Below are 11,503 nucleotides of genomic sequence, written 5' to 3'. Positions count from 1 at the left end.
GTCGAGGCGGAAAGCCGACCAGGAGGAGCCAGCGGCCGAGACCGTGCCGCGGGAGGCGAAGCTGTCCAGTGACACCGCATGGTCTCCTCTCGCCCGACGGGGCGCGGCGGATGGTGATGTGCCTCACACGGTAATCGTGGCGGGTCGGATGATCCGGCAGGCGGGCGCTCGGCGCTCGTTTTGTGGCGGACCGGTTCAGCCGGAGACCGAGGCCCGAATCGGGCTGGCGAGCATGGCCAGGAACACCAGCGCCCACACGGCCGTGGCGACCCAGGCTTCACCGGCTCCGATCGCGGTGAGCCACGAGGTGCCGGTCGCAATGCCCAACTGGCGGGTAGCGACTCCGTACATTCCCACCGGGAAGACCAGGCTCCACAGGCCCGTCTCATAGCGCAGCGGGACGCGGCGCAGGACGTGCCGCCACACGCCGAGCCCGATCAGCAGCGGGATGAGCCACGTGCAGAAGGCCCAGAGCACCAGGCACAGCGCCGTGGTCGCTTGGTCCGGCAGTAGGCGCTGCGCCGCAGGTAGCGCGAGGAGGCCGGTGCCGGCGAGCACGCTGATCGCCGCCGCGCCCATGAAGACCCAGTACGGCGGGATCACGTCATCGGGCCCCACCGGGTGCACCAGCAGCCGGGCCAGTACCAGCGCGGCGGTCAGCAGGTACTGGACGATTCCGATCGCCCAGCACACCGATGCCAGTACGGCGAGCCAGACCTGCGGGGTGAGCCGGTCGAGTGCGGCGCAGGCGACGGCAACCGACTGCGTGCCGACCGTCCAGATGAACCAGGCTCCGTTCACCTGGCCGAGGGAGGGCCGGCGACCGGTCGAGGCGATCATCGCGAGCGGGATCCCGTAGCCGAGCAGCAGCCAGCCCGCTGCGCCGACGGCCAGGAGCACGGCTGCCGCTGTCCGGTGGCCGTCGGCGGCCAGCCGGGCCGACAGGACGCCGGAGGCCGCCACCACGGTGAGCGAGGCGAAGCCGCGCGGGCCGACCAGATCCGAGACCAGTCGCCGCGGCCAGCGCAGCAGCCGCCAGGCCGACGCCGCGAGCAGAAGCAGGTAACCGATCAGGCCGATCACGAGCAGCGTCGCGGACACCGTTCGGGTGGCCCCGCGATCGAGCGCAGTGGAGACGATTCCGGTGGCCATGACGAAGGCGAACGAGCCAGGACTGAGGCCGGCCACGAGCGAGCCGACGGCTTGCATGCGTCGGCCAGGGCCCGGAGCGCCCCGCCGCGAGGCTGCGGGACTCATAACGCACCCCCTGGCTCGGCAGACCGGCGGCCTGACCTCGCCGTATCTACGCAGAACGGTCTAAACAACCCGGAAACGTCTGCAAGTGATCGTATCGGGATCGGCCTGGGGGCGGGAGAAGCGAGGACGCTCGGGCTCGTGCCGAAGGTGTCCTTGAGGTCTTTCTCGTCCACGCCGGCGGTGATCAGGTCGACGAACTGGCCGTTCTCACCCAGAACCCCGAGGGCGCCGTAGCGTGCGTCGACGAGGTCGCACCCGGCGGCCACGATGTGGCGCAGCACCGCGCCGGTGTCCATGTCGGAGCTGATGGTCGCCACCGCGTCCAGCAGCCGTTTCAGCCGACGGTGGCTGGCCACCAGTTCGCGCAGTTTCTCGTCGAGGTCGTCGAGCGGGTTCCGCTCGCGCAGCAGCTTCAGCTTTTCGATCACCGCCGCGTCGAGTGCCGGGGTCCCTACCAGACTCGATGGATGGTCCTGCGCCATGCCGCACCTCCCGCCGCGCTGTCCCCCGGGGTCGGCTCCGTCCTTTCGAACGTTCATTTCCAGTGTGTCAAGCCGGGAGCCCGGTTTCCCGGCTGCCTGCTTGGTCCGGCGGGGCGGCCCGGCGGTGTACGCCCGCGAGTCTGCGGGCCGCTCGGCGGCCTCGTCGTCACACTGGCCCGGTACGGCGTCGACGGCGGCGTCCGGTGCCCGGGAGGTGGGATGTGGTCGGGGGCCGCGCCGCTGATGCCGCCGAGCGCCTGATGCGTACCACGCAGTTCTTCTTCCCGGGCGAGCAGTCGTCGGACCGGTGGCGGCTGCACCGGGAGGGCGGCCGGGCGGCGGAGGAGTTCTACCACGAGCGGTGGCGGCACGACCGGGAGGTCCGCTCCACGCACGGGGTGAACTGCACCGGGTCGTGCTCCTGGAAGGTGTTCGTCAAGGACGGGATCATCAGCTGGGAGACGCAGGCGACCGACTACCCGTCAGTGGGGCCCGACTCCCCCGAGTATGAGCCGCGCGGCTGCCCGCGCGGAGCGTCGTTCTCCTGGTACACCTACTCGCCCACCCGGATCCGCTACCCGTACGTGCGGGCTCCGTTGCTGGAGCTGTGGCGCGAGGCCAAGGAGCACACCGCCGATCCGGTGGAGGCGTGGGACTGGCTGACCGCCGATCCGCGGCGCACCGCCCGGTACAAGCAGGCGCGCGGCAAGGGCGGGTTCGTCCGCTGCGAGTGGCCGGAGGTGACCGAGCTGGTCGCCGCGGCCCAGGTGCACACCGTGAAGCGGTACGGGCCGGACCGGATCGTGGGGTTCTCCCCGATCCCGGCGATGTCGATGGCCTCCTACTCGGCCGGGACCAGGTTCCTGTCCATGATCGGCGGGACCATCTCCTCCTTCTACGACTGGTACGCGGACCTGCCCATGGCCTCCCCGCAGGTGTTCGGCGACCAGACCGACGTCCCGGAGTCCGCCGACTGGTGGAACGCCGGCTACCTCCTGGTGTGGGGCACCAACCTGCCGGTCACCCGCACGCCGGACGCGCACTTCATGACCGAGGCACGCTACCGGGGGCAGAAGGTCGTCGTGGTCTCCCCGGACTACGGCGACCACACCAAGTTCGCCGACGAGTGGCTGGCCGCCGCTCCCGGCACCGACGGTGCGCTGGCGATGGCCATGGGGCATGTGATCCTCACCGAGTTCTGGCGCGACCGGCCAGTACCCCGCTTCCTGGAGTACGCCAAGACCTACACCGACCTGCCGTTCCTGGTCCGGCTGGAGCAACGCGGGGACACCTTCGTCCCGGGGAAGCTCCTGACGGCCGCCGACCTACCGAGCACGACCCAGGAGGCCGCCGAGTTCAAGACGGTGCTGCTCGACGCGCGCACGGGTGAGCCGGCGGTCCCGAACGGGTCGCTGGGCTTCCGCTGGACGCCGTCGGACGCGGGCCGGTGGAACCTGGGACTGGATGGCACCGATCCGCTGCTCTCGCTGCACGGTCGGCCGGACGCCGAACCGGTCGCGGCGGTCCTGCCTCGTTTCGACACCGACCCCGGCGCCTCGGGCGGGGTGCTGCACCGGGGTATCCCGGCGGTCCGGGTCGGCGGGCAGCTGGTGACCACCGTCTTCGACCTTGTGCTGGCGCAGTACGGGGTGGCCCGCGAGGGCCTGCCCGGCGACTGGCCCACCGGGTACGACGACGCGAGCCAGCCGTACACCCCGGCTTGGCAGGAGGCGATCACCTCCGTCCCGGCCGCGGCCGCCGCGCGGGTGGCACGGGAGTTCGCCCGCAACGCCGAGCGCACCGGCGGCCGTTCAATGATCGCCATGGGGGCCGGCACCAACCACTGGTTCCACTCCGACCAGATCTACCGCGCCCTCCTGGCACTGCTGATGCTCACCGGCTGCCAGGGAGTCAACGGCGGCGGCTGGGCGCACTACGTCGGGCAGGAAAAGGTCCGGCCGTTGACCGGCTGGTTCCACCTGGCCTTCGCCCTGGACTGGCAGCGCCCGACCCGGCACATGGCGGGCACCCCACTGTGGTGGCTGGCCACCGACCAGTGGCGCTACGAGGCGTTCACGGCCGACGCGCTGGCCAGTCCACTGGCGCCGGGCCGACTGGCCGGCCGCACCCTGCCGGACTGCAACGCGCTTGCCGCCCGGCTGGGTTGGATGCCCTCCCACCCCGCGTTCAACCGCAACCCGCTCGACCTGTGCGACGAGGCCGAGCGGGCCGGCCGGACCGTACCCGACCACATCGTCGAACAACTCAAGGAAGGGACACTGCGGTTCGCCGCCGAGGACCCCGACGATACGGCCAACTTCCCCCGGGTGCTGCTGGTCTGGCGGGCCAACCTGTTCGCCTCCTCGATGAAGGGCCACGAGTACCTGCTGCGCCACCTGCTCGGCACCGACGACGCGGCCAGCGCCACCGAGACCCCGCCACACCTGCGCCCCGCCGAGGTCGTCTGGCGCGAGCCGGCGCCGGTCGGCAAGCTCGACCTGTCGGTGACGCTCGACTTCCGGATGACCAGCACCTGCCTGTTCTCGGACATCGTGCTGCCCGCCGCCACCTGGTACGAGAAGCACGACCTGTCCTCCACCGACCTGCACCCCTTCGTGCACGCCTTCAACCCGGCCATCGCACCACCCTGGCAGACCCGCACCGACTTCGACATCTTCCACACGATCGCCGCCGAGTTCTCCAGGCTCGCCGCCACCCATCTCGGGGTCCGCCGGGACGTCATCGCCGCGCCGCTCGCGCACGACACCCCGGACGAACTCGCTCAGCCCGGCGGCCGGGTCCGGGACTGGAAGGCGGGCGAGTGCGAGCCCGTACCCGGCCGGACGATGCCGAAGCTGATCGTCGTCGAGCGCGACTACCCGGCCGTGGCCGAGAAGATGCGCGCCGTCGGGCCGCTGCTCGACACCCTCGGCACCACCACCAAAGGCCTGACCTGGATCCCCGACCGCGAGATCGACGACCTGCGCCGCCGCAACGGCACAGTACGCGGCGGCGTCGCCGACGGGCGCCCGTCCATCGCCCGCGACGACCTGTTCTGCGAGGCGATCCTGGCCCTGTCGGGCACCACCAACGGCCGCCTCGCCGTCGAGTCGTTCCGGGCGCTGGAGGAGCGGACCGGGGTGGCACTGGCCGACCTGGCCGAGGAACGCTCCGGGGACCGGATCACCTTCGCCGACACCCGCCTCGGTCCGCGCTCCGTGATCACCTCCGCGGAGTGGTCCGGCAGCGAGTCCGGCGGGCGCCGCTACTCGCCGTTCACCGTCAACGTCGAGCGGCTCAAGCCCTGGCACACCCTGACCGGCCGCCAGCACTTCTTCCTCGACCATGACTGGATCGCCGAGTTCGGCGAACAACTCCCCGTCTACCGGCCGCCGTTGAACACGCTCGCGTATTTCGGCGACCCCGCCCGGCACGGCGGCGGGCAGCCCGAACTGGTCGTGCGGTACCTCACTCCGCACTCGAAGTGGTCCATCCACTCCGAGTTCCAGGAGAACTTGCACATGCTCACCCTGTTCCGGGGCGGCCCGGTCATCTGGATGAGCTCCGTCGATGCGGCGAAGATCGGCGTCGCGGACAACGACTGGATCGAGTCGTACAACCGCAACGGCGTGGTCGCCTGCCGAGCCGTGGTCACCCACCGGATGCCCGAGGGCACGGTGTTCATGTACCACACCATGGACCGCCACCTGAACGTCCCCCGCACCGAGACCTCCGGCCTGCACGGCGGCGGCGACAACTCGCTGACCCGGCTGCTGATCAAACCCACCCATCTGATCGGCGGCTACGCGCAGTTCTGCTACGGCTTCAACTACACCGGCCCCACCGGCCACCAACGCGACGAGATCACCGTCATCCGGCGGCGCGGCCAGGAGGTCCGGTTCCGATGAGGGTGATGGCGCAGGTCGCGATGGTGATGAACCTTGACAAGTGCATCGGCTGCCACACCTGTTCGGTCACCTGCAAGCAGACCTGGACCAACCGGCCCGGCACCGAGTACGTCTGGTTCAACAACGTCGAGACCAGGCCCGGGCTCGGTTACCCGCGCCGCTACGAGGACCAGGACACGTGGAAGGGCGGCTGGACGCTGGACCGTCGCGGCCGGCTCAGGCTGCGCTCCGGCGGCCGGCTGCGCAAGTTGCTGACCATCTTCCACAACCCGGATCTGCCGTCCCTGGACGACTTCTACGAGCCGTGGACGTACGACTACCAGCACCTCACCACCGCCCCGTTGTCCGATTCCTTCCCCAGTGCCCGGCCCAAGTCCCAGCTCACCGGCCGGGACATGACCCCGGTGTACGGCCCGAACTGGGACGACGACCTCGCCGGTGCACCCGAGCACGCCACCGCCGACCCGAACCTGGCAGGCCTGGCCGAACACGTCCGGATGGAGTACGAGCAGACGTTCATGCTCCACCTGCCCCGGATCTGCGAGCACTGCCTCAACCCGTCCTGCGTCGCCTCCTGTCCCTCCGGCGCCATGTACAAGCGGGCCGAGGACGGCATCGTGCTGGTCGACCAGGACCGCTGCCGCGGCTGGCGGTTCTGCGTCTCCGGCTGCCCGTACAAGAAGGTTTACTTCAACCACCGCACCGGCAAGGCCGAGAAGTGCACCTTCTGCTACCCGCGTATCGAGGCCGGACAGCCCACCATCTGCGCCGAGACCTGCGTCGGCCGGCTGCGCCACCTCGGCGTCATGCTCTACGACGCCGACGCCGTCCTCGCCGCCGCCTCCGTCAAGAACGACCAGGACCTCTACCAGGCCCAGCTCTCGGTCTTCCTCGACCCCCACGACGCCGAGGTGCAGGCCGCGGCCGAACGGGCCGGGATCGCGCACGACTGGATCCAGGCCGCCCAGCGCTCACCCGCCTACGCGCTGATCAAGCGCCACCGGGTCGCGCTGCCCCTGCATCCCGAGTACCGCACGCTTCCCATGGTCTGGTACGTCCCACCCCTCTCTCCCGTCTCCAACGCCGTGCACACCACCGGCCACCACGACGACGACCCCGACCGGGTCTTCGCCGCCATCGAATCGCTGCGCATCCCCGTCGCCTACCTGGCGAACCTGTTCACGGCCGGCGACACCGCCGTCGTCGAGAACGTGCTGCGCAAGCTCACCGCCATGCGTGTCCACCTGCGCGCGCGGCAGCTCGGCGATCCAATCGACCAGCGGCTGCTGGACTCGGCGGGCACGACCTCCGAGGACATCGAGGACCTCTACCACCTGCTCGCCATCGCCAAGTACGAGGACCGCTACGTCATTCCGAAGGTCCATGCCGAGGACACGGGTGCCTCGATGGCCCAGCACTGCTCCCTGGACCGGCCGGGCGCAGGGCCGGGGCCGGCCAGCGGCACTGGCGGCAGCTCGTTCCGGGACAGCGACGGGAACACCCGCTTCAACCTCCTCGGCTGGAACGCCACTGGGCGCGTCCCCGGCCTCCACGGAGAGGAGAGCGGCCGATGATCAACCATCGCGGCAGGAGGTCCGCCGATCTCCCGCTGCTCCACCGGATCGCCTCGATCCTCCTCAGCTACCCCGACGAGCGGCAGCTCGCCCAGTTGGACGACGTGGTCGCCGCCCTCCTCACGATCCGTCACCAGCCGGACCGAGACCGGATGTCCGCCCTCACCGACCACCTCCGCCGCCTCCCTCCCGGCGAAGCGGCCCAGCGGTATGTGGCCACCTTCGACCACGACCGGCACCGCACCCTCCACCTGACCTATTACCGGTACGGTGACACCCGAGCCCGCGGCGCGGCTCTGCTCGCGATCAAGGAGACCTACCGGCGGGCCGGCCATCAACCTCCCGCGACGGAGCTGCCGGACCACCTCCCGATGGTCCTCGAGTTCGCCTCCCTCGCCCCGGAGGCCGGCCACCGTGTCCTGCTTGAACACCGTCCGGGTCTGGAGCTGCTGCGCCAGGCCCTCCACGAGATCCGTGATCCATACAGCGCCGTACTGGACGCGCTCTGCGCCGGTCTTCCGCGACTTCGGCCCGGGCAGCGCGCGGTCCGTCGCCGACTGGCGGCCGACGGGCCACCGGACGAGCCGGTCGGGCTCGCGCCGTTCGACCCGGCTGGCCTCCTCAGTCGATCCGAACAGCAGACGGGTGAGCGCCGATGAGATCCTGGGACCTGTCGTGGTGGGTCATCCTGCCCTACCTCGCCCTCACCACCTTCGTGGTCGGCCACATCTGGCGCTGGCGCTACGACCAGTTCGGCTGGACCAGCCGCTCCACCCAACTCCAGGAGAGCCGACTGCTGAAATGGGGCGGCCCGCTCTTCCACTACGGCGCCTTCGCCGCCATCGCCGGCCACGTCATGGGCATCCTCGTCCCGGTATCGTTCACACGCGGCATCGGAATCCCGGAGAACACCTACCGCTGGGTCTCCGCCATCGGCGGCAGCCTCACCGCACTCGGCGTGATCCTCGGTGTCGCCATCCTCGCCTTCCGCCGCACGACCGTACCCCGGGTCCGGGCCACCACCAGCCCGGTCGACTGGATCGCCCTGGTCATGCTCGCCATCGTGATCGTGCTCGGCATCATCCCCACCGTCGGCACCAACCTGCTCGGCTCCGGCTATGACTACCGCTCCAGCGTCGCCGTGTGGTTCCGCGGCTTGTTCGCCGGCACCCCCGACGCCGCGGCCATCGCACACGCACCCCTGATCTACCAGGTCCACGCCACCGCGGCCTGGGCCATCCTCGCCGTCTGGCCGTTCACCCGGCTGGTCCACGCCTGGAGCCTGCCCCTCTGGTACCTCTGGCGCCCCTTCATCCTCTACCGCAGCCGCATCCCCGCCCACCCCACCGAACCCGGCACCAGTGGGCGCCGCTGGCGCCGCATCAATGTCCGCTACTGAGCGATTCTCCGCGACCACCCTCTCGTGATCTCGGTGGCGGCCATCGGCGTCCGACGCGGATCTCAACGACCTCATGGTGGCGGTCAGCCAGCTGACACGATCGCTGCCGGGCAACGTCAACGCTCCACCGATCCCTGCAGATGTCCTGGACGGCCTGCGTGCCACAGTCCCTGGACCTCGTAGAGGTCTCGCAGGATGTCGGCGCTCGGCAGCGTCGTGTGCGGTGTTCTGTCACGGGGCCGTCGTACGTGAAATTGGCAGGAGATCCCGGTGATCTCTGCGTACAGCCTGACGTGTTCGACACCGAGGGCTTCGGCGCTAGCTAGGGTGGGGGAAAACCAGAGTGCCGAGCAGACCGGGCCCCGTATGGCTGGTCAGCACGACAAGCTCAGCGGAAGTCGTCGGCGTGGTCGACGGCCCACTGGGCGTCGTCGGTCGCCGATCAGGGCTGGATGTTCTCCAGGTCCTCCAGAAGGCTGGGGTGCTTCGGCTCCCAGCCGAGCGCCTGCCGGGTGCGGGTGCTGGACGAGGGCTGGTCGGCCTTGAAGATCGGGCCGAGCGGGCCGTAGGTCTCCTCCGGCACCGACTCGACCGGCAGGCCCAGCCGTCGGCCGATGACGGCCGCGATGTCCCGTACCTTGTCCCCCTCGTCGGCCACGGCGTGCCAGACGGTACCGGCCTCCGCCTGCTCCAGGGCGAGCCGAAAGAGAACGGCCGCGTCGAGCGCGTGGACGGCGGGCCAGCGCTGTGTGCCGTCGCCGGGGTAGCCGGAGATCCTGCTCTGGCGTGCGATGTTGGTCAGCAGACCGGCGAACCCGCCCGTGCCCTCGTTGTGAACCGTGCGCGGCATGCGTACGGACGTGCTCCGGACCCCGCGGGAGGCCAGGCCCAGGACCGCCGTGACCGTGCGACTGCGGCCGCCGACCGGCCCGTCGGTCGGCACCGGGTCGGCCTCGGTGGAGGCACGGCCCGGCACCCAGGGCGTACCCGCGACGGTGACCAAGGGGCGGTCGCTGCCGACGAGCTCCTCGCCGAGGGTGGTGAGGGCGGCGGTCTCCTCGGCGACGTTCTGGGCGAGGGCCTCGGGGCTGCTGAAGTCGTTGCCGAAGGCCAGGTGGATCACCCCGTCGGCCTGGGCGGCGCCGGAGCGCAGGACGTCCAAATCGGCGAGGCCTCCCCGCAGCGGCTCGGCGCCGGCTGCCTCGGCGGCCTGTGCGGAGGCGTCGGAGCGGGCGAGCGCGAGGACGGTGTGGCCGTTGCCGAGGAGTTCGGCGACGACGGCGGAACCGATCAGACCGGTGCCGCCGGTGACAAAGACGCGCATGGAAACCCTCCCAGAAGTGATGGGACTCTTGTCCCGTCACCCTAGCAGAGTGACGGGACAAGAGTCCCATCGCATATGCTGAACCCATGGGTAGATGGGAACCAGGTGCGCGTGAACGCCTCGTCGTGGCTGCGGTCGACCTGTTCACGGAGCAGGGGTATGACGCCACGACGGTCGCGCAGATCGCCGAGCGTGCCGGGGTCACCAAGAGCACCTTCTTCCGGCACTTCCCCGACAAGCGCGAGCTGCTGGTCGCCGGGCAGGAGACGCTGAGCCGACTGCTGACCGAGGGGATCGCCGACGCGCCCGGTAACGCCAGCCCGCTTGAGGCAGTCGCTGCCGGTCTCGAGCGCGCCTCGACCGCGATGGGCCCCAAGAGTCGCGAGCTCGCCCCCCGCCTGAAGGCGGCCGTCGCCGCCAGCGCCGAGCTTCAAGAGCGTGACACCCTCAAGACCGTCAGTCTCGCGGCCGCGATGACAACCGCCCTGGTCGCCCGCGGCGTACCCGATCCGACTGCGGCTCTCGCGGGCGAGCTGGGCGTCCTCGCTTTCAAACGGGGGTACGCCGAATGGGCCGAGGACGACCGTGGCGCCGAGGACGAGCTCGCCGGGTACACCCTGGCAGCCCTGGACGAACTGCGTGCGGCGAGCGCATCGCTGGACTGACCGGACGAGCATCGTCCAGCGCTGGTGCGGTGGACGAGAAGCAGACCTCACAGCTCTTCGAGCTCGCTGCCTGATCTTGGCTGTGGGCCGCCATATCCAGGCGTCCAAGGAGGCCGCAGCCGAGTCCGGAACGCCTCTGCAAGAAGCCGTGATGCGTTTCACCGGCCGGCCCCCGGGCGCTACGGGGCCTACGAAGGCCGTGTACAGGGGCGCCCCGCGACCGCACCGTGACTATGAGGTGCGCAGGTCGTTGGTGGTGCCGAGACCCCCTCGTACCGCGTGCTGAGGCATGAGAGCGGTACAAGGTCTCGGCGAGCACCCGCACCACCTCTATGCGGCCTGGCACGGCGCCGATCCGCTGTTCCGCGCAAGCCGTCAGGTGCTCCGCCCACTCCTGGCACTGATCGAGCCCGCCGTCGACAACCAGCTGACCGAACAGCGCGTCGTCCGGTTCCATCTTCGGTCGGCTCCCCTCGGGCGAACCCGGCCTCACAGCCGGAACACGCTGGTCGGCCCCAACAGGGCGTCCGGGCTGGCCAGAAGGCACGATCGCGATGCGCACGTCGGCCGGGTGGAGGGAGCGCAGGTAGCGGCAGAACTCCAGGAACTTCGACCGGTTCTTGGTCTTCTTGATGTGGCCATAGAGCTGGTCCTTGCCCAGGTCGTAGGCCGCGAACAGGTGCCGGACGCCGTGCGGGCGGGTGTAGGTGGCCCGGCGGCGCGGCCTCGGCTCGCGATCGGGGTCCTTGCCCTTGCCGCCGCGCTCGGCCCACTGGCGCCCGGGATGGGGTTGCAGGTTGAGCGGTTGGGTCGGGGACGAGACGCCGTGCACCCTTGCAGGTGTCGGTCTTCCCGTCCCCGCCCGCCGAACCGGACGTGCCCGTTGGCCGGGCA

General features: G+C 70.4%; 8 protein-coding genes and 1 pseudogene. 5 read left to right on the top strand and 4 right to left on the bottom strand.

Annotated elements, in window-relative coordinates; genetic code table 11:
- Positions 1-195: 195 nt before the first annotated feature.
- Both ACWC9T_RS38560 and ACWC9T_RS38555 read right to left on the bottom strand, forming a co-directional pair.
- Positions 196-1,209 (bottom strand): tellurite resistance/C4-dicarboxylate transporter family protein, encoded by a 1,014-nt coding sequence (locus tag ACWC9T_RS38560; RefSeq protein ID WP_449825704.1) that lies wholly within the window; start codon positions 1,207-1,209, stop codon positions 196-198.
- A gap of 44 nt (positions 1,210-1,253) precedes the next feature.
- On the bottom strand, positions 1,254-1,739 hold the full coding sequence (locus tag ACWC9T_RS38555) for a hypothetical protein (RefSeq protein WP_449825703.1): 486 nt from the start codon (positions 1,737-1,739) through the stop codon (positions 1,254-1,256).
- Positions 1,740-1,999: 260 nt separating this feature from the next.
- On the opposite strand from ACWC9T_RS38555, the gene ACWC9T_RS38550 reads away from it, so the two are divergent.
- The 4 genes from ACWC9T_RS38550 to narI are packed head-to-tail and all read left to right on the top strand — an operon-like array spanning position 2,000 to position 8,620.
- Positions 2,000-5,647, top strand: coding sequence for a nitrate reductase subunit alpha (locus ACWC9T_RS38550; RefSeq protein ID WP_449825702.1), 3,648 nt, complete (start codon positions 2,000-2,002; stop codon positions 5,645-5,647).
- Entirely contained in the window at positions 5,644-7,221 is a 1,578-nt protein-coding gene (narH, locus tag ACWC9T_RS38545) for a nitrate reductase subunit beta (protein ID WP_449825701.1), read from the top strand. The genes ACWC9T_RS38550 and narH overlap by 4 nt, the downstream gene beginning before the upstream one ends.
- On the top strand, positions 7,218-7,880 hold the full coding sequence (gene narJ / locus ACWC9T_RS38540; RefSeq protein WP_449825700.1) for a nitrate reductase molybdenum cofactor assembly chaperone: 663 nt from the start codon (positions 7,218-7,220) through the stop codon (positions 7,878-7,880). Before narH ends, narJ begins: the two co-directional genes overlap by 4 nt.
- Positions 7,877-8,620, top strand: coding sequence for a respiratory nitrate reductase subunit gamma (gene narI, locus ACWC9T_RS38535; protein WP_449825699.1), 744 nt, complete (start codon positions 7,877-7,879; stop codon positions 8,618-8,620). Before narJ ends, narI begins: the two co-directional genes overlap by 4 nt.
- A gap of 442 nt (positions 8,621-9,062) precedes the next feature.
- Here narI and ACWC9T_RS38530 read toward each other — a convergent pair whose 3' ends face one another.
- Entirely contained in the window at positions 9,063-9,944 is an 882-nt protein-coding gene (locus ACWC9T_RS38530; RefSeq protein WP_449825698.1) for an SDR family oxidoreductase, read from the bottom strand.
- An 86-nt stretch (positions 9,945-10,030) separates the two neighbouring features.
- On the opposite strand from ACWC9T_RS38530, the gene ACWC9T_RS38525 reads away from it, so the two are divergent.
- Positions 10,031-10,609 (top strand): TetR/AcrR family transcriptional regulator, encoded by a 579-nt coding sequence (locus ACWC9T_RS38525; protein ID WP_449825697.1) that lies wholly within the window; start codon positions 10,031-10,033, stop codon positions 10,607-10,609.
- Between the two features lie 544 nt (positions 10,610-11,153).
- On the opposite strand, the pseudogene ACWC9T_RS38520 reads toward ACWC9T_RS38525, so the two are convergent.
- Positions 11,154-11,417, bottom strand: a pseudogene (locus tag ACWC9T_RS38520) (IS630 family transposase); the annotation flags it as partial.
- Positions 11,418-11,503: the final 86 nt, after the last annotated feature.

Source organism: Kitasatospora sp. NPDC001159 (genome assembly GCF_053598235.1).
This window is presented reverse-complemented; position numbering and strand designations above follow the sequence as displayed.

What these genes read in the sequence shown, in the direction of transcription:
- ACWC9T_RS38555 (WP_449825703.1), bottom strand. Translation starts at nt 1,739, where the DNA reads ATGGCGCAGGACCATCCATCGAGTCTGGTAGGGACCCCGGCACTCGAC.
- ACWC9T_RS38560 (WP_449825704.1), bottom strand. Translation starts at nt 1,209, where the DNA reads ATGCAAGCCGTCGGCTCGCTCGTGGCCGGCCTCAGTCCTGGCTCGTTC.
- narH (WP_449825701.1), top strand. Translation starts at nt 5,644, where the DNA reads ATGAGGGTGATGGCGCAGGTCGCGATGGTGATGAACCTTGACAAGTGC.
- narJ (WP_449825700.1), top strand. Translation starts at nt 7,218, where the DNA reads ATGATCAACCATCGCGGCAGGAGGTCCGCCGATCTCCCGCTGCTCCAC.
- narI (WP_449825699.1), top strand. Translation starts at nt 7,877, where the DNA reads ATGAGATCCTGGGACCTGTCGTGGTGGGTCATCCTGCCCTACCTCGCC.
- ACWC9T_RS38550 (WP_449825702.1), top strand. Translation starts at nt 2,000, where the DNA reads ATGCGTACCACGCAGTTCTTCTTCCCGGGCGAGCAGTCGTCGGACCGG.
- ACWC9T_RS38525 (WP_449825697.1), top strand. Translation starts at nt 10,031, where the DNA reads ATGGGTAGATGGGAACCAGGTGCGCGTGAACGCCTCGTCGTGGCTGCG.
- ACWC9T_RS38530 (WP_449825698.1), bottom strand. Translation starts at nt 9,944, where the DNA reads ATGCGCGTCTTTGTCACCGGCGGCACCGGTCTGATCGGTTCCGCCGTC.